Source organism: Arthrobacter sp. JB02-1C (assembly GCF_057748045.1).
Map to the genome: position 1 here is coordinate 2420806 of NZ_CM173235.1, position 21572 is coordinate 2442377.

General features: G+C 68.1%; 18 protein-coding genes. 15 read left to right on the forward strand and 3 right to left on the reverse strand.

The genetic code is table 11. The features are described from left to right. Positions 1-239 precede the first annotated feature (239 nt). Positions 240-1586, reverse strand: a complete 1347-nt coding sequence (locus AC3ANP_RS11410; RefSeq protein ID WP_488330297.1) for an IS30 family transposase — start codon at positions 1584-1586, stop codon at positions 240-242. Between the two features lie 867 nt (positions 1587-2453). Continuing rightward, on the reverse strand, positions 2454-3080 hold the full coding sequence (locus AC3ANP_RS11415; protein ID WP_488330298.1) for an SACE_7040 family transcriptional regulator: 627 nt from the start codon (positions 3078-3080) through the stop codon (positions 2454-2456). A gap of 146 nt (positions 3081-3226) precedes the next feature. Between AC3ANP_RS11415 and AC3ANP_RS11420 the strand changes: the two genes are divergently transcribed. Genes AC3ANP_RS11420 through AC3ANP_RS11450 form a run of 7 tightly spaced genes read left to right on the forward strand, consistent with a single transcriptional unit; the run spans position 3227 to position 11329 of the window. Then, entirely contained in the window at positions 3227-4834 is a 1608-nt protein-coding gene (locus tag AC3ANP_RS11420) for a carboxyl transferase domain-containing protein (RefSeq protein ID WP_488330299.1), read from the forward strand. Positions 4835-4841: 7 nt separating this feature from the next. Further along, entirely contained in the window at positions 4842-7100 is a 2259-nt protein-coding gene (locus AC3ANP_RS11425) for an acetyl/propionyl/methylcrotonyl-CoA carboxylase subunit alpha (protein ID WP_488330300.1), read from the forward strand. A 50-nt stretch (positions 7101-7150) separates the two neighbouring features. After that, positions 7151-8314, forward strand: a complete 1164-nt coding sequence (locus tag AC3ANP_RS11430) for an acyl-CoA dehydrogenase family protein (RefSeq protein ID WP_488330301.1) — start codon at positions 7151-7153, stop codon at positions 8312-8314. A gap of 33 nt (positions 8315-8347) precedes the next feature. After that, complete coding sequence (locus AC3ANP_RS11435; protein ID WP_488330302.1) at positions 8348-9118, forward strand: CoA transferase subunit A; 771 nt, start codon at positions 8348-8350, stop codon at positions 9116-9118. Between the two features lie 2 nt (positions 9119-9120). Then, the gene (locus AC3ANP_RS11440; protein ID WP_488330303.1) at positions 9121-9885 is read left to right on the forward strand and encodes a CoA transferase subunit B; all 765 of its coding nucleotides are present in this window, start codon (positions 9121-9123) and stop codon (positions 9883-9885) included. Beyond that, a complete protein-coding gene (locus tag AC3ANP_RS11445; RefSeq protein WP_488330304.1) occupies positions 9882-10493 on the forward strand; it encodes a MaoC family dehydratase in 612 nt (203 codons plus the stop codon). Before AC3ANP_RS11440 ends, AC3ANP_RS11445 begins: the two co-directional genes overlap by 4 nt. Further along, entirely contained in the window at positions 10490-11329 is an 840-nt protein-coding gene (locus tag AC3ANP_RS11450) for an HpcH/HpaI aldolase/citrate lyase family protein (protein ID WP_488330305.1), read from the forward strand. Before AC3ANP_RS11445 ends, AC3ANP_RS11450 begins: the two co-directional genes overlap by 4 nt. Before the next feature lie 69 nt (positions 11330-11398). Here AC3ANP_RS11450 and AC3ANP_RS11455 read toward each other — a convergent pair whose 3' ends face one another. Then, a complete protein-coding gene (locus AC3ANP_RS11455; RefSeq protein WP_488333029.1) occupies positions 11399-12883 on the reverse strand; it encodes a lipase maturation factor family protein in 1485 nt (494 codons plus the stop codon). Positions 12884-12965: 82 nt separating this feature from the next. Here AC3ANP_RS11455 and dxr point away from each other — a divergent pair, with 82 nt between their 5' ends. The 8 genes from dxr to AC3ANP_RS11495 all read left to right on the forward strand — a co-directional run bounded on the left by dxr (position 12966) and on the right by AC3ANP_RS11495 (position 21567). Beyond that, a complete protein-coding gene (gene dxr / locus AC3ANP_RS11460; RefSeq protein WP_488330306.1) occupies positions 12966-14150 on the forward strand; it encodes a 1-deoxy-D-xylulose-5-phosphate reductoisomerase in 1185 nt (394 codons plus the stop codon). Positions 14151-14191: 41 nt separating this feature from the next. Further along, a complete protein-coding gene (locus AC3ANP_RS11465) occupies positions 14192-15523 on the forward strand; it encodes a M50 family metallopeptidase (RefSeq protein ID WP_488330307.1) in 1332 nt (443 codons plus the stop codon). 234 nt (positions 15524-15757) lie between these two features. After that, positions 15758-16492, forward strand: coding sequence for a MarR family transcriptional regulator (locus AC3ANP_RS11470; protein WP_488330308.1), 735 nt, complete (start codon positions 15758-15760; stop codon positions 16490-16492). Beyond that, complete coding sequence (locus tag AC3ANP_RS11475) at positions 16489-16968, forward strand: hypothetical protein (protein ID WP_488330309.1); 480 nt, start codon at positions 16489-16491, stop codon at positions 16966-16968. The genes AC3ANP_RS11470 and AC3ANP_RS11475 overlap by 4 nt, the downstream gene beginning before the upstream one ends. An 84-nt stretch (positions 16969-17052) precedes the next feature. Beyond that, positions 17053-17346 (forward strand): YciI family protein, encoded by a 294-nt coding sequence (locus AC3ANP_RS11480; RefSeq protein ID WP_488330310.1) that lies wholly within the window; start codon positions 17053-17055, stop codon positions 17344-17346. A 47-nt stretch (positions 17347-17393) separates the two neighbouring features. After that, a complete protein-coding gene (gene ispG / locus AC3ANP_RS11485) occupies positions 17394-18560 on the forward strand; it encodes a flavodoxin-dependent (E)-4-hydroxy-3-methylbut-2-enyl-diphosphate synthase (RefSeq protein WP_488330311.1) in 1167 nt (388 codons plus the stop codon). After that, on the forward strand, positions 18523-19404 hold the full coding sequence (locus AC3ANP_RS11490; RefSeq protein WP_488333030.1) for a GNAT family N-acetyltransferase: 882 nt from the start codon (positions 18523-18525) through the stop codon (positions 19402-19404). Before ispG ends, AC3ANP_RS11490 begins: the two co-directional genes overlap by 38 nt. Before the next feature lie 351 nt (positions 19405-19755). Beyond that, a complete protein-coding gene (locus AC3ANP_RS11495) occupies positions 19756-21567 on the forward strand; it encodes a proline--tRNA ligase (RefSeq protein WP_488330312.1) in 1812 nt (603 codons plus the stop codon). Positions 21568-21572 lie beyond the last annotated feature (5 nt).

Consider the following 21572-nt stretch of genomic DNA (forward strand, 5'->3'; position numbering starts at 1 on the left):
GCTGCCGAACCAATCATGGCCGAGACGAGCCAGCTCACCGCCGCTCTCAAACCGTCCCGTAAGCCGGTCCTCTACGGCGCATCCGGCATCGCAGTTGCCGGATTCGACATGATCGTGTTCCCATAGCCGGCCGATTCCCGTATGACCGGCCCGAGAAATTGGCCGGTGACGGGGGGGCGGATTCCATCGGTCGACGCAACAATTCATTGAAATGGGAGGTGTTGTCCCGGTTTTTGAGGTTACCTCAGAACTGCGATTGGCACTTTATGTTCGGCCCTAAACCGTGCAGCTGGGGTGTCGTAGTGGAGATTCTTTCTGGGCCGAGTGTTGATCTCTCGCATCACGTGGTCGACGTGCTGGGCGCTGTGAACGGCCAGGTTGGTGCCTTTGGGGAAATATTGGCGGACGAGTCCATTGAAGTTCTCGTTCGCGCCGCGTTGCCACGGGCTGGATCGTTCGGCAAAGAACACGGGAACACCGGTGGCCTGCGTCAGTGCTTCATGACTGGCCATTTCCACTCCCTGGTCCCAGGTCAGGGAGCGTTTCAGGGATGGTGGCAACGTGGCGAACGCGCTGATGGCTGCGGCGTTGACGCTTGCCGCGGTGTGGTCCCGGGGCAGGTTGACAATGATTCCGTACTGGGTTTTCCGTTCCCTCAGCGTCATCATTGCCGAGACGGACCCGACTCCTACGATTAGATCGCCCTCCCAATGGCCTGCTTCCAAGCGGGTTTCCACCTCGGCCGGCCGCTGGTCGATCATTCTCATGTTGCGGATCCGCGAGCCCTGCCCCGTTCGAGTGCGCCAGCGGGTCTTGCGGATTCTCCTGCCGGTGCGCAGCTTGGTGGCGTAGCGCTTGTGCAAACCCTGGCCCTCGCGCAGGAGCAGAGATCGATAGATCGTTTCGGGGCAGAGCCGCAACGTCTGGTCATCGGGGTAGGTCCTCTTCATCCATCCGCAGATTTCATCCGGGGACCAGCACCGGTTGAGCTTGCGTTGCACGAGCCTGCGCAGGCGGGGGTCGGCGACGAGTTTGTGGGCCTTGGGCCGGGCCCGTTGCAGCCGGGCGTCGTGATCGGCTGTGCGGGGCAGATAGCGGCCTTCGACGTCTCGGTGGCGGTCCAGCTCTCTTTTGATGGTGGAGGGCTGACGCCCGAGTTCACGGGCCACTCCGCGCATGGAATGTCCCAGTTCCAAGAGGTCAGCGATCTGCAGCCGTTCGCGGGCATCGAGGTATCGGCCCGTCGCGGCCGGCGGCGGCTTGAGGGAGGGGATCTGGTAGTTATTGGCGCGCCGGAGCAGCGTACCTGTTCGTCGATGCATACCGAGAAGTCTGCATGCGTGGGCATTGCTTTTGCCCTCTCGCATCAGCTGCCAGTACTTCGTGTCCCGTTCGGTGCGTCGCTGTTGCGCCGCCGAAACTGTTGAGGCTAGTACCTGGTCTGCGTAGCGGCTCGACGACAACAAGGCGGCGTGTTGGGCCGCCGCTGCCGCATTCCTGTCCTTCGCCAGCCGGGCGAGGCGTTCGCGTTCGAAACTGCGGCAGCGCTGATCTGTCAGGCGCAGAAGGCCCTGGCAACGCGTCACGGTGACCTTCGAGCTCCGGAGTTGGTCGAACCGAATATGGAGCCATCGAATACGAGGTCGAACGGCTCACCGCGCCGGCCAGGGCCGACTCATCAAGGCTCTTGCCACCCTCAAACGCAGCCCAGAATGCAGCTTCATTTTCGGCATTGGCCTGTAGATGGTGGCGGCCCGTAGTACCGCTGACGGTTGCTTCCCAGGCTGGGAGCCTGGATGAAACGAAACCAAGCGCTGCCATCGATTCTGCCGGACTCGATCCGTCGCGGCGGAGTTCCAAGTATCTTTCACGCAACCAGCGGTAACCGGTCTCTTTGCCGATGCCAGCCGAACGGGCAGAGGGTTTGAGACCATTTCCTTGCTTGATCGAGGCCAGAAAGCGGACACCTGCTGGAGACGTCGAACTCAAATACATATCGAATCACCTTGAAATAGGTGTTGCTTCGATCGACAGAATCCCCCGGGGGCTTAACGGTACATTCACGTCCGATACCGGGGTCCCCATCGACAGGTGGGTTAGGGCATCCCGTGGGCGGTTGCCGTCGGGGGTAATTTTCAGCGAGTTATTCGGCCTTTTCGTCCGGATTTGCGGTGTGTCCGAGCCAAAGTGCCCCAGCGTGGGCCTCGGCGGTTAGGCAGCGAGTCCCGGCCGGAAAGCGCCCGGCGCTCAGGAGTTGACGGGTGCCAGCAGCCAGCGGTGGCTTGGTTCCCGGCCAAGCTGTTTTGAGTGGCCGCCACGGGGGTGCCAAGGTGGCGGCGGGCAACTTTGGGGGCAGAAATTGTCCGTGGAGCCAATGTCCATAGCGTGTCCGCGCCAAAGTGCCCCCGGGCCGTCGGCCGGCACTTGCCGGCTGGGCAAGCGCCGGCCCGGCGTCAGCCGAGAGGTCGGGGTGACGCCGGCGCCATGAGGGCCGCCAGCGCCATGTTCTCCAGCAGCGGCCGGGCCCGCTTGAGCGCCATCCGGCGTCCCTGGTTCCGCACCGAGTGCGGCGTGGAGTTGATCAGTCCGAAGGTGGCATGTGCGCGCACCCGCAGCTCGGCCGGGTCCGTGTCCGGATGCAGCCCGGCCAGCACGTCCACCCAGAGTTCCACGTAATTGCGCTGCAGGATGCGGACCTCGGCCTGGTCGTCGTCGTCGAGGTTGCTGAAGTCCTGGTCCTGGACCCGGATGACGTCCGGGTAACTGAGGGCGAAGTCGACATGGAATTCGACCAGACCGGCGAGGGCCGCTGCGGCGCCGTCGGAGTCCTGCACCACGCTGCGGCCGCCTTCCAGCAGGTCCTGGCTGACGCTGAGCAGCAGCGCCCCGAGGACGGCCTGCTTGCCGGCGAAGTGGCGGTAGACGGCGGGCCCGCTGACCCCGGCGGCGGCTCCGAGATCCTCCAAGGAGACCCGGTTGAAGCCGTCGGCGGCGAACAGGGCTGCGGCGGCGGTCAGGAGGGCCTTCCGTCGGCTCTCCTTGGCCTGGCTTCGCTGGGTGGTCTGGCTGGGCTCGGTCACCGGCGCGTCCCTCCTCTCGACTGTCCCGTGGTGGACATCACAGTTAATAGAGACTAACCTAAAACTCAGTTACGCGGTACTAACCGAAAGTGCGGGCCGGCCGCTGGAAACACACGCCGGCGCCACGGCCAGGATGGAAGCAGTCAATGGAGACAATCGCCAGCCAGCTGGACACGGGGACGGCAGCCTTTGCCGCGAACCGCGAGGCGCAGCTCGGCCTGGCGCGGGAGCTGAAGGAGCGTCTCGCCACCGCCGCGCTGGGTGGACCGGAAAAGTCCCGGGAACGGCACGTAGCCCGCGGCAAACTGCTGCCGCGGGAACGGGTCGACCGGCTGCTCGATGACGGCAGTCCCTTCCTGGAGATCGCCCCGCTGGCCGCAGAGGGGATGTACGACGGCGATTCGCCGGGCGCCGGGGTGATTGCCGGGATCGGGCTGGTGCACGGCAGGCAGGTCCTGGTCATCTCCAACGACGCCACGGTCAAGGGCGGCACCTACTATCCGATGACCGTGAAGAAGCACCTCCGCGCGCAGGAAATCGCGCTGGAGAACCGGCTGCCGTGCATCTACCTCGTGGACTCGGGCGGGGCCTTCCTGCCCAAACAGGACGAGGTGTTCCCGGACAAGGAGCACTTCGGCCGGATCTTCTTCAACCAGGCGCAGATGTCCGCGGCGAAGATCCCGCAGATCGCCTCCGTGATGGGGTCCTGCACCGCCGGCGGCGCCTACGTCCCCGCGATGAGCGACGAGACCGTGATCGTCCGCAACCAGGGCACCATCTTCCTGGGCGGCCCGCCGCTGGTAAAGGCAGCAATTGGCGAGATCGTGACCGCCGAGGAACTTGGTGGCGGCGACGTGCACTCGAGGATCTCCGGCGTCACCGACCACCTGGCCGAGAACGACGAGCATGCCCTGCAGATCGTCCGCGACATTGTCGCCACGCTGCCGAAGCCGGCCGCGCCCGTCTGGGACGTGGACACCGCCGTCGAACCCGTGGCCGATCCGGCGGAGCTGTACGGCGCGGTCCCCACCGACGTGAACGCTCCCTATGACGTCCGGGAGGTGATCGCCCGATTGGTGGACGGCAGCCGCTTCCACGAATTCAAGAAGAACTACGGCACCACCCTGGTCACCGGTTTTGCCAAACTCCACGGCCACCCGGTCGGCATCGTGGCGAACAACGGGGTGCTGTTCAGCGAATCCGCGCTCAAGGGCGCGCACTTCATCGAACTCTGCGACCAGCGCGGCATCCCGCTGGTCTTCCTGCAGAACCTCTCCGGCTTCATGGTCGGGAAGGACTATGAGCAGGGCGGGATCGCCAAGAACGGCGCGAAGATGGTCACCGCCGTCGCCACCGCCCGCGTACCCAAGCTGACGGTAGTCATCGGCGGGTCCTTTGGCGCCGGGAACTACTCCATGTGCGGCCGGGCCTACTCGCCCCGCTTCCTCTGGATGTGGCCGGCGTCCCGGATCTCCGTGATGGGCGGCAACCAGGCCTCCAGCGTGCTCGCCACGGTCAAGCGGGACCAGTACGAGGCGCGCGGACAGGAATGGTCGGCCGCCGACGAGGAAGCGTTCAAGGCCCCGATCAAGGCCCAGTACGAGGAACAGGGCAGTCCCTATTACTCGACGGCCCGGCTGTGGGACGACGGCATCATCGACCCCGCGGACACCCGCACCGTCCTGGGACTCGCGCTCGACGTCGTCTCCCGCACCCCGCTGCCGGAGACCTCCTTCGGCCTGTTCCGGATGTGAGCCAACCATGATTCTTTCTTCGTCGACCACTTCTTCCACAGCTCCGCAGCCGGCACCGGCCGCAAAGCCCCTGTTCGGCACCGTCCTGGTGGCCAACCGCGGTGAAATCGCCTGCCGCGTGATCCGCACCCTCCGGGCGCTGGGCATCCGCTCGGTGGCCGTCTACTCCGACGCCGACGCCGGCGCCCGCCACGTCCGCGAGGCCGACACCGCCGTCCGGATCGGACCGGCCGCCGCCACCGAAAGCTACCTCAAGATCGAAGCCATCATCCAGGCCTGCCGCGACACCGGCGCCGAGGCCGTCCACCCCGGCTACGGCTTCCTGAGCGAAAACGTCGACTTCGCCCGCGCCCTGGAACAGGCCGGCATCACCTTCATCGGCCCCGGCGTCGAAGCCCTCAACGTCATGGGCGACAAGATCCGCTCCAAGAACCACGTCACCGGCTACGGCGTGCCAGTGGTTCCCGGCATCGCCGAACCCGGCATGAGCGACGCGCAGCTGATCGAGGCCGCGGCCGGCGTCGGCTTCCCGCTGCTGATCAAGCCCTCCGCCGGCGGCGGCGGCAAGGGCATGCACATCGTCGAACGGCCCGAGGACCTGGCATCCACGCTGGCCACCGCCCGCCGGGTCGCGGCCAGCGCCTTCGGCGACGACACCCTGTTCCTGGAACGGCTCGTCACCACCCCGCGGCACATCGAGGTGCAGGTCCTCGCGGACAACCACGGCAACGTCATCCACCTCGGCGAGCGCGAGTGCTCCCTCCAGCGCCGCCACCAGAAGGTCATCGAGGAGGCGCCGTCCCCGCTGCTGGAGTCCCTGCCCGACGGCGCCAAGATCCGGGCCCGGCTCGGCGAGGCCGCCTGCCAGGCCGCCCGCAGCGTCAGCTACTCCGGCGCCGGAACGGTGGAGTTCCTGGTCTCCGACAGCGCCCCGGACGAGTTCTTCTTCATGGAGATGAACACCCGGCTGCAGGTTGAGCACCCGGTCACCGAAATGGTCACCGGCGTCGACCTGGTCGAATGGCAGGTGCGGATCGCCGCGGGCGAAGAGCTCGCGGTGACGCAGGACGACGTCGTGCTCACCGGCCACGCGGTGGAGGCCCGCGTGTACGCCGAGGTGCCGGAGAAGAACTTCCTGCCGTCCACCGGGACGGTGCTGTTGCTGGACGAACTGCCCGGCCCTGCCCAGCGCGCCAGCGCGCCGGCCCGCAACGAAGTCGAAACGGCCCGCGGCCGCGTCCGCGTGGACTCGGCGCTGGTCCCGGGTCTGGAAATCTCCTCGAACTATGACCCGATGATCTCCAAGGTCATCGCGTGGGGTGCGGACCGCAGCGCCGCCCTGGACACCCTCGACAAGGCGCTCGCCGGCTACACGGCGCTGGGCATCGACACCAACGTCGAGTACCTGCGCCTGCTGATCAACGACGCCGACGTCCGCGCCGGCCGCCTCGACACCGGCCTGATTGAACGCAAGATGCCGGACTTCAGCTTCCGGCGGGTGGGCGACCCTGAACTGGTGGTCGCGGCCCTGTACGCCGTCGCCATGGCGGAGGAAGCCAATCCGGCGGACCGGGATGGCAGCCCGTGGCAGCGCCGCGACGGCTGGCGGCTCGGTGCGCCGGCGCCGCGCCGGTTCAGCCTGGGAACCGCCGACGGCGGAGTTGCCACCGTGGACGTGAGGGGGCCGCTTACGGGGGAGCAAGTCAGTGTGAGCGTCAACGGAGGCCCGCAGCTTGCGGCCCACCTGCAATACAACGCGCGTGACCGCCCGATGCTCACGCTCGAGGGCGAGACCACCATTTACGCACTCGCACCCGTTCGCACCGGTCCTCCCGCCCAGAGCTGGATGGCTCCCGATCCCCGCGTTCTGTCCGAACTCTTCCTCGGCAACGAGGGCTGGTCCTGCCGCCTCGAACTGCTCAGCCGGGAGGCCCGGCTCGCCCGGGTGCTCGCCGCCGTCGAACGCGAGGAGGGTGCCGCCGACCCGGCCGTGCGCTCGCCGATGCCCGGCACCGTCGTGTCCGTCCTGGTCAGCAACGGGGACACCGTGGAAGCCGGCCAGGTCCTGCTCTCGGTGGAGGCCATGAAGATGGAGCACCAGCTCGTGGCGCCGCTGGACGGCACCGTGCACATCAGCGCCGGCACCGGCGACCTCGTGAAGGCAGACCAGGTCCTCGCCACCATCCACCCTGCTGCGCCAACTGAACCTTCCGAGGCGGGGCACGCCGTCGAGGAAGCCGTCACCGCAATGGGCGCACCGGACTAGCACACCACAGCTTTAACACCACATAGCCACCCCCAGACACAGGAGTCCCGATGGCCAGTTTCGAACTTAGCGAGGAATACCAGGACCTGAGCGACACCGTCCGTGAATTCGCCGACGGGGTGGTGGCCCCGGTGTCGGCCAAGCACGACCAGGAACACAGCTTCCCGTACGAGGTGGTCGACCAGATGGCGGACATGGGCCTCTTCGGGCTGCCCTTCCCGGAGGAATTCGGCGGCATGGGCGGGGACTACTTTGCCCTCGCCCTGGCCCTCGAACAGCTCGGCCGGGTGGACCAGTCCGTGGCCATTACCCTGGAGGCCGGCGTCTCCCTCGGTGCGATGCCGATCCACCGTTTCGGCAACGCGGAGCAAAAGGAACAATGGCTGCCGCTGCTGGCGTCCGGCAAGGCGCTGGCCGGCTTCGGCCTGACCGAGCCGGAAGCCGGTTCCGACGCCGGCGGGACCAAGACCACCGCCCGGCTCGAGGGGGGTGAGTGGGTGATCAACGGCAACAAGGAGTTCATCACGAACTCCGGGACCGACATCACCCGGCTGGTCACCGTCACCGCGGTCACGGGCCAGGAGGAACGCCCCGACGGCAGCGTGAAGAAGGAAATCACCACCATCCTGGTGCCCACCGACACCCCCGGCTTCACCGCGGAGAAGGCCTACAACAAGGTGGGCTGGAACGCCTCGGACACGCACCCGCTGACCCTGACGGACGTCCGGGTCCCGGAAGCGAACCTGCTGGGCGCGCGGGGCCGCGGCTACGCGAACTTCCTGTCCATCCTGGACGAGGGCCGGATCGCGATAGCGGCGCTCGCCGTCGGCGCAGCCCAGGGTTGTGTGGAGCAGGCGGTGAAATACGCCAAGGAACGCAGCGCCTTCGGGCAGACCATCGGAAAGCACCAGGCCATCGCGTTCAAGATTGCCCGGATGGAGGCCCGAACCCACACCGCCCGGCTCGCGTACTACGACGCAGCCGCACGGATGCTCGCCGGCAAGCCGTTCAAGACGCAGGCGGCCATCGCTAAGATGGTCGCAGGTGAGGCTGCCATGGACAACGCGCGGGACGCCACCCAGGTGTTCGGCGGCTATGGCTTCATCAACGACTTCACGGTCGCACGCCACTACCGCGATTCCAAGATCCTCGAAGTCGGGGAAGGCACCACCGAGGTCCAGCTGATGCTGATCGCCCGCGAACTGGGCCTTTAGCCGCCACCGCCACCGCCGAGGGAAGGATCAACGATGATCAACAAAGTTGTCGGCACCGCCGCCGAGGCCGTCGCGGACATCCCCGACGGCGTCTCTCTCGCCGTCGGCGGCTTCGGACTGTGCGGCATCCCGGTGGCACTGATCGACGCTCTGCACGCGCACGGCGCCACCGGGCTGGAAACCGTCAGCAATAACTGCGGCGTGGACGACTGGGGGCTCGGGATTCTGCTCAGGGACGGCCGGATCCGCCGCACCATCAGCTCCTACGTGGGGGAGAACAAGGAGTTCGCCCGGCAGTACCTCGCCGGCGAACTCGAGGTGGTCCTCACCCCGCAGGGCACCCTCGCCGAGAAACTCCGCGCCGGCGGGGCGGGGATCCCCGCTTTCTACACGCCCGCCGGCGTCGGCACCCAGGTCTCCGACGGCGGCCTGCCGCAACGCTACGACGCCGACGGGAACGTCGCACTCGCCTCCGGGGCCAAGGAAGTCCGCAGCTTCCACGGCGAGGACTATGTGCTGGAGGAGTCGCTGAGGCCCGATTTCGGTCTCGTCCACGCGTGGAAGGGCGACCGGCACGGCAACCTGGTTTTCCACGCCACGGCGATGAACTTCAACCCGCTCTGCGCGATGGCCGGCAGGATCACCATCGCCGAGGTCGAGGAACTCGTGGAACCGGGGGACCTGGACCCCGAACACGTCCACGTCCCCGGAATCTTCGTCCAGCGCGTCGTCCTCGCGGCCCAGGGCGAAAAACGGATCGAGAAGCGGACCGTCTCAAGCACCACCGAGCAGTCAGGAGCATAGCCGTGGCAGCAAACGACGAAAACCAGGCCGCCCCGCCCCGCCCCGAGGCGGTCCGGCACGAATACCGCCGTTCCCAGGTTGACCAGGCCGCGGTCCGCAGCGGCAAAGGCTGGACCCGCAACGAGCTGGCCGCCCGGGTGGCGCTGGAGCTGCACAACGGCCAGTACGTCAACCTCGGCATCGGGATGCCCACGCTGATCCCCAACTACATCCCCGCCGGCGTCGAGGTGGTGCTGCATTCGGAAAACGGCATCCTGGGCGTGGGCCCGTACCCCGCCGAGGACCAGGTGGACCCGGACCTGATCAACGCCGGCAAGGAAACCGTCACGGTGAACAAGGGCGCCGCGTTCTTCGACTCCGCTGCCTCCTTCGGCATGATCCGCGGCGGCCATGTCGACGTCGCGGTGCTGGGTGCCATGGAGGTGGCCCAGAACGGCGACCTCGCCAACTGGATGGTCCCCGGCAAGATGGTCAAGGGCATGGGCGGCGCCATGGACCTGGTCTTCGGCGCCAAAAAAGTCATCGTGATGATGGAACACGTGGACCGCAACGGAAACCCGAAAATCGTCGAGCACTGCAGCCTGCCCCTGACCGGCAAGGGCTGCGTGGACCGGATCATCACGGACCTGGCCGTGATCGACGTGACGACTGACGGCAACAAGCCGCGGCTGGTGCTGCGGGAACTGGCCCCGGGCGTCAACGCAGAGGATGTGGCCAAGGCCACCGGCGCCGAACTGTTCGAGGAAGACCAGGAACTGACGGTATGAGCACCAATGCCCTGCCGGAACCGGCAACCGGCGCCCGGGTCATCGAACAGCGCGGCCTGTACTTCGAGGAACTGGAAGAAGACGTGGTGTATGCGCACCGCCCCGGCCGGACCGTGACCGAGACGGACAACGTGCTGTTCACCACCATGACCATGAACACGCAGGCGCTGCACCTGGACGCCGCGTGGAGCGCGGCCCAGCCGTTCGGGCAGCGGCTGATGAACTCGATGTTCACCCTCGCCACGGTGGTGGGCCAATCCGTTCCGCAGCTGACCCAGGGCACCATCGTCGCCCAGCTGGGACTGACGGATGTATCGTTCCCGCACCCGCTGTACCACGGGGACACGCTCTACACCGAGACCGTGGTGACCGGAAAGCGGCTCTCGTCCTCCCGGCCCGGCCAGGGAATCGTCACCCTGCAGCACACCGGCCGGAACCAGGACGGCGACGTGGTGGCGCTCGCGACCCGCAGCTGCCTGATGTGGACGCGGGAAGCCCATGCAGCGGCCCGGCCGGGCGCGGGGGAGCAGGGAGCGCCCCAGCCGGAAGCAGGGCAACAGGCGGCAGCACCTGCAGAAGCCGCCGGAAAGGGGACAATCGAAGCATGACTTTCCTGATGGGTCCCGCCCTGCTGTTTTGCCCTGCCGACCGGCCCGAGCGTTACCAAAAGGCGGCCGGGCGCGCCGACGCGGTCATCCTCGACCTCGAGGACGCCGTCGCCCCGGCCGACAAGAAGCGCGCCCGCGGCGCCATCCTGGCCCAGCTCGGTGCGGCCGGGGACGCGCCGGAACTGGATCCGAGCCGCACCATCGTCCGGGTCAACCCCGTGGGGACCGAAGAGTTTGAAAAGGACCTGCACTGCCTCAGGCACACCCCGTACCGGCACGTGATGCTCGCCAAGACCGAGCACGCTTCCCAGCTCAAGGAACTCGCGGACTACAGCGTGATCGCGCTGTGCGAAACGGCGGCCGGCGTCGTGAACGCCGCAGCGATTGCCGCGGAACCCAACGTGGTGGCGCTGATGTGGGGCGCCGAGGACCTGCTCGCCTCCCTCGGCGGCACCTCCAGCCGCACCGACGACGGCGGCTACCGGGCGGTCGCGCTGCACGCACGCTCCGCCGTGCTCCTGGCCGCCGCGGCCTACGGCAAGGAAGCCATCGACGCCGTCTACGTCAACATCCCCGACCTTGACGGCCTCGCCGCCGAGGCGGCCGACGCCGTCGCCTCCGGCTTCGGCTCCAAGGCGTGCATCCACCCGAACCAGGTGGCGGCCGTCCGCTCCGCCTACGCCCCGTCCGAAACCGACATCGCCGCCGCCTCCGCCCTGCTCGCGGCCGCCGACGCCGCGGGCACCGGCGTCTTCCAGTACGAAGGCAAAATGATCGACGGGCCCATCCTCAAGCACGCCCGGTCCACCCTGCGCCGGGCGGGACACGCGGTTTAGGGCCCACGCCCGCTGCTGTTGCCTCCCAGCGGGCATCTTGGCGGCGATCTCCGCGGCGCTGCAGTGCAACTAGCGAGGCGTTGCCGGGCGCGGGGGCAGCGAAACCGGCGGGATCGGTTCGTTCAGCGGGATCCGGATCCAGCGCTGGCCGGTGGCGCGGAACTCCGCCCGGGTGGCGAAACGGTACAGGTAGCTGCGGGCGCGCACCCACTGCGGCCGGGCACCGTTGAACGGGTCCTCCCGCAGCAGTTGCAGGGTGGGCCGGTCGGCCTCCAGCAGTTTGGTCAGCAAGGCGTAGAACCATTTCTCGTGCACGGTCCGCAGCGGCAGGAACCACATCAGCCAGTCCAGGCGCAGGTGGTAGGGCGCCCACTGGCGCGGGATGCGGCGGACATCCCCGGGCTTGCCCCGGAAGCCGTATTCCTGCCAGCCCGTGGGATCGTCGGGGTCGGTGCCGAGGGTGCCCTCGACAACGATTTCAATCCGTTGCTTCGTGACCGTGCCGAAGGCGCCGTACGCGTTCACGAGCTGCCAGCGGTTGAAAGCGGCGTTCATCAGCTGGTAACGCGCCAGCAGGTTCTCGATCGGACGGTAGCTAAGCACCAGCAGCAGGACCGTGACCAGGAAGACCACCACCAGCCAGGCGAGCGGCGCCTGGCTGCCGGCCGGGACCTCCACGCCGTCGGGCAACGGGGGACCGGCGCCCGGAATGGCCGGGACCACGGCGTGCGCCACCGGGTCGCTGACCGCGGCGAACGCGAGGACGATGGCCATCCAGTTCAGCCAGGCGAAGTTGCCGGTGAGGACCAGCCAGAGCTGGGTGGCGATGACGATCCCCGCCGCCACACCGGCCAGCGGTTGCGGGGCAAACAGGAAGAACGGGACCACCAGCTGGGCGGCGTGGTTGCCCAGTACCTCCAGCCGGTGCCATGCCCTCGGCAACAGGTGCGCCTGCCGGCTGAACGGTCCGGGCATCGGCTGGGTCTCATGGTGGTAGTACAGGGCCGTCAAGTCCCGCCACTCCCGGCCGCCCCGGATCTTGATCATCCCGGCTCCGAACTCCAGGCGGAACAGCAGCCAGGTCAGCAGGATCAGGATGGTCCGCGGCGGGGGAGTCTGGTCCGAGCCCAGGAACGCCACGGTAAACCCGGCCTCAAGCAACAGCATCTCCCAGCCGAAACCGTAAAACGTCTGGCCCACGTTGACAATGGACATGTACAGCAGCCACAGGGCCAGGAACACCAGCAGCGGAACCCACGGCGGGCCACGCTGCGGCAGGCCCAGGACGATGCTGCCGGCAAGCAGCATCCCGGCCCAGCACACGGCGCGCAGCAGGCGGTCCGAGTACCGCCAGCTGAACAGCGTAGGCCCGCGCAGTCGCCGGGAGTGTGCCAGCAGCTCAGGCACCGGCAGCAGTCCGCGCTCGCCGAGCAGGGCCGGGAACTGGTTCAGCGACGACAAAAACGCCACCAGGTAGAGGGCCGCCACACCGCGCTGAAGTACCTGCCGGGCGAACACATACTCCGGCGCATCAAACCAGGCCGTCCACTCCACAAATTCCACGTTACGCCGGCCGATTGCCCCGTCAACAGGCGCCAGCCCGACGGCAGGGGAGACAGTGCGGGATACTGGAAGCATGCAGCCGCGCACCATTGTCATTCTCGGATCCACCGGTTCCATCGGCACCCAGGCCCTCGACGTCGTCGACGGTGCCCCCGACCGCTTCGAGGTCGTGGCGCTCAGCGCCGGCGGCGGGAACCTCGAACTGCTCGCCCGGCAGGCTGTGCACACCCGGGCCCGCGCCGTTGGCATCGCCACCGGGGACGCCGCAGCACTCCAGCGGTTGATCGACGACGCCGCCCGCGCCGCCGGCGTCGCAGGGTACCGGCCGGAGATCATCGCCGGACCGGACGCCTCCACCCGGATCGCGGCGATCCCGGCGGACGTGGTGCTGAACGGGATCACCGGGTCGATCGGACTCGCCCCCACCCTGGCGGCGCTGAAATCCGGCGCCACGCTGGCCCTGGCCAACAAGGAGTCCCTGATCGTGGGCGGTGCCCTGGTCAAGGCGGCCGCCCGGAAGGGCCAGATCGTCCCGGTCGACTCGGAGCACTCCGCCATCGCCCAGTGCCTGCGTTCCGGCACGGCCGCGGAGGTGGACCGGCTGGTGCTGACCGCGTCCGGGGGACCGTTCCGCGGCAGGACCCGGGAGCAGCTGCACAACGTCACGCCAGGGGAGGCCTTGGCGCACCCCACCTGGGACATGGGCCTGATGGTGACGACCAATTCCGCGAGCCTGGTCAACAAGGGCCTGGAAGTCATCGAGGCCCACCTGCTCTTCGACATCCCGCTGGACCGCATCGACGTCGTGGTCCATCCGCAGTCGGTGGTGCACTCGATGGTGCAGTTCGTTGACGGTTCCACCATCGCGCAGGCCTCGCCGCCGGACATGCGCCTGCCCATCGCCCTCGGCCTGGGCTGGCCGGACCGGGTGGCCGGTGCCGCGCGGCCCTGCGACTGGACCACGGCCACCGCCTGGACCTTCGAGCCGCTCGACACCCAGGCCTTTCCCGCCGTCGAACTGGCCAAGGCCGCGGCCCGGCAGGGGAGCACCTTCCCGGCCGTCTTCAACGCCGCCAACGAGGAGGCCGTAATGGCGTTCCATGCCGGCCGGATCCGGTTCACCGATATTGTCGATACGATCGAAGCCGTCCTCAGCGGACACTCAGGATCCTCCGGGCTGACGGTCGAGTCCGTGCTGGAGGCTGAGCAATGGGCACGCGCCCGGGCGCTCGAGCGTTTGGCCGTTGGAAGTTCCTAGCAAGTAGCCCCACCAGTGCCCAGGAAGTAGCGAAAGCCAGCATGAGCCCCGTTGTCCTTTTTATCCTCGGCGTCGTCTTCGTCGTGATCGGCATCGCCGTATCCATCGCCCTGCACGAAGTGGGGCACCTGGTGCCGGCCAAGCTCTTTAACGTGCGGGTGACCAAGTACATGATCGGCTTCGGGCCCACGCTGTGGTCCAAGCGCCGCGGTGAGACCGAATACGGGCTCAAGGCCATCCCGCTGGGCGGCTTCGTCTCGATGATCGGCATGTACCCGCCGAACAAGACCGACGGGACGGTCCGGCCCTCCAGCACCGGGATGTTCCAGTCGCTGGCCTCGGACGCCCGGTCCCTGGCGCACGAGGAAGTCGGGCCCGCTGACGGGAACCGGGTCTTCTATCGGCTGCCGGTGTGGAAGAAAATCATCATCATGCTCGGCGGCCCGGCGATGAACCTGCTGATCGGGGTGGTGCTGACGGCGGTGCTGCTGATGGGCTTCGGCGTGGCGGCGTCGACCACCACCATTGCCGACGTCTCCAAATGCCAGGTGAAGGCCGGCGAAACGGTCGACCCGAACTCGGCCGCCTGCAACCCCACCCCGGCCGCCGCCGCAGGCCTGTTGCCCAACGACCGGATCACGTCCTTCGACGGCAAAGCGGTCACCAGCTGGGAGGAGCTCACCGGCTGGATCCGGGCGTCGGCCGGCAAGACGGTAGGCATCACGGTGGAGCGGGACGGTGCCCCCGTCAGCACCACCGTCACTCCGGTCCTCTCCGCCCGGCCGGTCGTCGGCGACGACGGCCGGCAGGCCAAGGACGCCAGCGGAAAGCCCCGGTACCAGGACGTCGGCTTCCTCGGCATCGGGGCACAGACCGCCCTGGTGCAGCAGCCCGCGACCTCGGTGCTGCCCATGGCCGGCGAAAACATCAAGCAGATTGCCGGCGTCGTGCTCAACCTGCCCGCGCGGGTGGCCGGCGTGGCGCAGGCGGCCTTCAGCGAGGAGCCCCGCGACCCGAACGGGCCGATCAGCGTGGTCGGCGTGGGCCGGGTCGCCGGCGAAGTCGCCGCGATGGAGCAGGTTCCCCTGCAGTCCCGTTTCGCCGCCCTGGTCGGGCTGCTGGCCGGCCTCAACTTTGCGCTGGCGGTGTTCAACCTGGTCCCGCTGCTGCCGCTCGACGGCGGGCACGTGGCCGGGGCGCTCTACGAGGGCGTCCGGCGCCGGATCGCGAAGCTCTTCGGACGGCCCGATCCCGGCGCGTTCGACATTGCCAAGCTGCTGCCGGTCACCTACGTCGTGGCCGTGCTGCTGATGGGCATGTCGGCGCTGCTGATCTACGCCGACATCGTCAAGCCGGTCAACCTGTTCGGTTAGCCCTGGACTCACCCCGGTGACGTTCCTGCCCAGTTACCGGCGAAGGCACCGCGGACGCCTGCCGGTACGCCGTGCCACCGGACGGGCGGCGGGCGGGCGGCGCGGGAGTAACCGGGCGGGAGCGCAGGCGACCGGGTGCAGGCCGGCGGGTCCCGCTCAGCCTGCAGCGACATATTCCGGATAATCAGTTGTAAATGATTGATTCTGGATAATCAGCCGTTTAGGGTTGGTGGCATGTACGTCCTCACCATTGACCAGCGCGGCAGCAGCGCCGACATCGACCGCGTCCCCGAGCTGCTGGCCGAACTGGCAAACCTCTGCCCGCATTCCCGCTTCGAACGGTCCGTCGGCGACGAGGTCCAGGGCGTGCTGCAGAGCCCGGAGGAGGCCGTGGACGTCGCCCTGCATGCGCTCCGCAGTGGCCGCTGGTATGTCGGGATCGGGGTGGGCCCGGTGGACCTCCCGCTGCCGGCCAGCCCGCGGGAAGGGTCCGGGCCGGCGTTCGTGGCGGCCCGCCTCGCGGTGGACCGCGCCAAGGCCGCCGCGTCCCACGTTCCGCTCGCGGTGGTCCCCGGAGGCCGCGGCCGGGTGGCCGCCGGCCCGGTCTCCGGCGGCCCCGGACGGGCCGCGGCGGACGGGGCGCCCGGGGAACGCGAAGGCGCCAACGCGGAGGCGGTCCTGCGGTTGATCGGGCGCGTCGTCCAGGACCGGACCGCCTCGCAGTGGAAGGTTGTCGACGTGCTTCGCAGGGTCCAGCACGGCCATGCCAGTACGCACGGAACGCAAAAAATAACGGCGCGGCAGTTGGGAATCACCGAACAGTCGGTGAGCCGTGCACTGCTTCGCTCGGGCTGGCAGGAAGAATGGGCGGCGAGGCCGGCCGCGGAAATGTTGCTGGCCCTGGCGGATGGCCTGGTCACCGGGCCGGATAAGGCCGCGCCGCAAGCCCCTAGCGAAGGAGACCGGTGAACGCCCTCTGGATTGCCCTGGCCCTGCTGGCCGCCGGGTTCGGCGGATGGCCGGTCACCGCTTTGGTGTTCCGGTTGGCACGGACCATCGATGACCGGTCGGACAGCCGGCGCGGCAACAGCGGATCCGCCCCGGACGGTGCGGCAGCGGACGGGACCGTCGACGGCGATATCACCCTCCCGGCAGCGGCAACGGACCCGGCACCGGCAACGGCAGCGGCAACCCCCGACGCCGGCACCCGCATCCTGCGCGGCGGTGCCATCATCGGGGTGCTCGAACGGCTTGCTGTCTGCCTGGCCATCCTGGCCGGCCAGCCGGTTGCGATTGCCTACGTGGTCGCCATCAAGGGACTGGGCCGCTTTGCCGAGCTCAAGGAAACCCCGGTGGCCGCCGAACGGTTCATCATCGGCACCCTGGCGTCCATGTTGTGGGCGGCCGGCGTCGCGGCCCTGGCCAAAGCCCTCTTCCTGGCCTGACGGGCCGCCCTCGGACGCCTCCGGGAGCGGACAGCACGGTTGTCCGGATGGGAACCCGGCGGGCAGGGGCGATAGGGTAGCGGTATGACTGTTTTTGCTGTTGAGTACGTGTACGACGCCGAATCCGCCGCCGTCCGCGACGCCACCCGACCCGCCCACCGCGAATGGACCTCGGGCCTGGCCCAGGACGGCACCCTGCTGGCCAGCGGCCCTTACACCGACGGCGCCGGAGCGCTGCTCATCTTCAAGGCCGAGGACGAACAGGCCCTGAATGAGCTCCTCAAGGAGGACCCCTTCGCCGGCGCCGGCGCCATCTCCGGCACCCGCACGATGGTGTGGGCTCCGCTGACCGGCCTGCTGGCCGGGCACGCCGGATAGCGCGCACCGCCCACCCACCTTCGATTGTTCGATTCAGAGGAGTCACCGTGACCTCGGTCAGCCTGGGAATGCCGTCGGCACCGCCCCCCGTTCTTGCCCCCCGCCGGAAAACCCGCCAGATCAAGGTCGGCTCGGTCGGCGTCGGCTCCGACTCACCGATCAGTGTGCAGTCGATGACCACCACCCCGACCACGGACATCAACGCCACCCTCCAGCAGATCGCCGAACTGACGGCCTCCGGCTGCGACATCGTCCGGGTCGCCTGCCCGTCCGCCGACGACGCCGAGGCGCTGCCGATTATCGCGCGCAAGTCGCAGATTCCGGTGATCGCGGACATCCACTTCCAGCCCAAGTACGTCTTCGCCGCCATCGAGGCCGGCTGCGCGGCGGTCCGGGTCAACCCCGGAAACATCCGCAAGTTCGATGACCAGGTCAAGGAAATCGCGCGCGCGGCCAAGGACCACGGCACCTCGATCCGGATCGGCGTCAACGCCGGGTCGCTCGAGCCGGGCATCCTGAAGAAGTACGGCAAGGCCACGCCGGAAGCACTCGTCGAGTCCGCCGTCTGGGAAGCCTCGCTGTTCGAAGAGCACGGCTTCCATGACTTCAAAATTTCGGTCAAGCACAACGACCCGGTGATTATGGTGGCCGCCTACGAGATGCTGGCCGAAAAGGGCGACTGGCCCCTGCACCTCGGCGTGACCGAGGCCGGTCCCGCGTTCCAGGGCACCATCAAGTCCGCCACCGCCTTCGGCGCCCTGCTCTCCCGCGGCATCGGCGACACCATCCGGGTCTCCCTCTCGGCCCCGCCGGTGGAGGAGATCAAGGTCGGCAACCAGATCCTGCAGTCGCTGAACCTGCGCCCCCGGAAACTCGAAATCGTCTCCTGCCCGTCGTGCGGCCGCGCCCAGGTGGACGTCTACACGCTTGCCGAACAGGTCACGGCCGGCCTCGAAGGCATGGAAGTCCCGCTCCGCGTCGCCGTCATGGGCTGTGTGGTCAACGGGCCCGGCGAAGCCAGGGAGGCAGACCTCGGGGTGGCCTCCGGTAACGGCAAGGGCCAGATCTTCGTGAAGGGCGAGGTCATCAAGACTGTTCCCGAAGACCAGATTGTTGAGACACTGATCGAAGAGGCGTTGCGTCTCGCTGAAGAGATGGGGGAGTCCGATGGCGAAGATGCTGTCCAGGGTGGCCCCGTGGTTAGCGTCTCGTAAGGACGGCGCCGGGCCCGCCGTCAGGGTGCTGACCGGCGGGGACACCACCGCGCTGCTGGACCTCGCCCGGCAGGACCCCGTCGCCAACGTCTTCATCCTCTCCCATCTCGACGCCGCGGGGAGCGCCGCGCCCACCGCCGGCGGAGCCAGTATTTTCGGCGTCTTCGACGGCGGATTGCTGCTGGGCGCGTGCTGGGCCGGCGCCAACCTGGTGCCGGTGGAACTGGACCCGGAACTGGCAGGACTGGTGGCGTCCGCGGCGAACCGTTCCGGCCGCCGCTATGCCTCGATCTTCGGACCGGCCGAAACAGTGCTGGCCCTGCACGCGGGCCTGGAAGCGCTGGGCTACACGGCCCAGGAAGTCCGTGCCGACCAGCCGCTGCTCAGCATCTCCGGGCCGCCGCTGATCGATCCCAACCCGGCGCTCGGGTTTGGTCAGCTCGCGGACTTCGACCGGATCCTTCCTGCCTGCGCCGCCATGTTCGAAGAGGAGGTGGGGTATTCGCCCTACCTCGGTGGGAGGGAGTACTACAGCAGGCGGGTCCGGGGCCTGATCCGGGCCGGCCATTCGCTGGTGCACCTGGGGCCGGACCGGGAAGTGGTGTTCAAAGCCGAGCTCGGCGCGGTCACCGACGACGTCACCCAGGTGCAGGGCGTCTGGATGAACCCGGCCTTCCGTGGCCGCGGCGGGAGCGCAGGTTACATGGCGGCCGTGGTAGTCCTCGCCCAGACGCTGGCTCCCGTGACCAGCCTCTACGTCAACAATTTCAACGCCAGGGCGCGGGCCAGCTACCGGCGCGTGGGTTTCCACCAGGTAGGCACCTTCGCGACCGTGCTTTTCTAGGCCCCGCGTCCCGGCCGCGCCGCCGCATCCAGCGGGCAGCGCGGTTGTCACAGAGCTACCGACCGGTAGAAATCTGGTTGACAACTCTTGTTTTAGCGACGTGGATCACATAGGTTCTAGCTACCCGCGCCGAGCAGGCGCGAGCGCTCTCAGGACGAAGCCGGTTGCTGCACTGGGGTCGCAGGAGCCACGCCATCACGGGATGACCAGCCGGAAACGGCCAGGGGCTTCCGCGTCATGGCGTGGCTCTTCCCGGCCCGGGAGCAAGGGGTGGCCGCCCAGACGGTAGATTGGTAGCTGGATAATTTTCAGTTAGCCCCCCGCACTTCCTCAGAAACGGATACCCCTCCAGTGGTCCTTCGACTCTCCAAGCTGTTCCTGCGCACCCTGCGTGAAGACCCCGCCGACGCCGAGGTGGCCAGCCACCGTTTGCTGGTCCGGGCGGGCTACATCCGGCGCGCGGCGCCGGGTATCTACACGTGGCTGCCGCTGGGGCTGAGCGTGCTGCGCCGGGTCGAGCAGATCATCCGGGAGGAAATGTCGGCCATCGGTGCACAGGAAGTGCATTTCCCTGCCCTGCTGCCCAAGGAACCCTACGAGGCGACCAACCGCTGGACGGAGTACGGCGAAGGCATCTTCCGGCTCAAGGACCGCAAGGGCAACGACTACCTGCTCGCACCCACGCACGAGGAAATGTTCACCCTGCTGGTCAAGGACCTGTACTCCTCGTACAAGGACCTGCCGCTGAGCATCTACCAGATCCAGAACAAGTACCGTGACGAGGCCCGGCCCCGGGCAGGCCTGCTGCGCGGCCGCGAGTTCATCATGAAGGACTCCTACTCCTTCGACGTTGACGACGCCGGGCTGGACGCCAGCTACGCGGCCCACCGCTCCGCCTACCTGAAGATCTTCGAACGCCTGGGCCTGGAGGTCGTCCCGGTCACGGCCACGGCCGGCGCCATGGGCGGGTCCAAGAGCGAGGAATTCCTGCACCCGACCGAGGTCGGGGAGGACACCTTCGTACGCTCCGCCGGCGGTTACGCGGCCAACGTCGAGGCCGTCACCACGGTGGTGCCGGCGGACATCGACTTTTCGAACGCCCCGGCCGCCGAGGTCCGCGACACCCCGGACACCCCCACCATCGGTACGCTCGTTGACGCCGCCAACGCGATCGCTCCGCGCAGCGAGGCCGACGGCGGCGCCTGGACCGCCGCGGACACGCTGAAGAACGTTGTCCTCGCCGTCACGCTGCCCACCGGCGAGCGGCAGCTCGTCGTCATCGGGGTACCGGGCGACCGCGGCGTGGACCTCAAGCGCGTCGAAGCGAACATCGGCGCCTTCCTGCCCATCGGCGGCGAGATCATGCTCGAGGCAGCCAACGAAGAAGACCTGAAGAAGCAGCCGCTCCTGGTCAAGGGCTACATCGGCCCCGGGCTGTCCCTGGACGCACCGCTGCTGGGGGCCGACGCCGCCTCGAAGCTGCTCTACCTCGTGGATCCCCGCGTGGTCAGCGGCTCCGCCTGGGTCACCGGCGCCAACGAGGCCGGCAAGCACGTCTTTGGCCTGGTGGCCGGCCGCGACTTCGGCTGGGACGGCGTCATCGAGGCCACCGAGGTGCGCGCGGGGGACGAGGCCCCGGACGGTTCCGGGCCGCTGGAAACGGCCCGCGGCATTGAGATGGGCCACATCTTCCAGCTCGGCCGCAAATACGCCGAGGCCCTGGACCTCAAGGTCCTGGACCAGAACGGCAAGCAGGTCGTCGTGACCATGGGCTCCTACGGCGTCGGCGTTACCCGCGCCGTGGCGGCCCTGGCCGAATCCAACCACGACGACAAGGGCCTGATCTGGCCGCGCGCCGTCGCCCCGGCCGACGTCCACGTCGTGGCCGTAGGCCGCGGCGAGGAGATCTTCGCAGCGGCGGAAAAACTGTCCCGGGAGCTTGAAGCGGCCGGCCTCGAGGTCATTTACGACGACCGGCCCAAGGTGTCCCCGGGCGTGAAATTCGGCGACGCTGAGCTCGTGGGCGTTCCCACCATCCTCGCCGTCGGGCGCGGGCTGGTCGACGGCGTCGTCGAGATCAAGGACCGGCGCAGCGGCGAGGCCGAGAACATTGCCGTGGACAAGGCTGTCGACCACGTGGTCAACGCCGTCCGCAGCAACTGACCCCC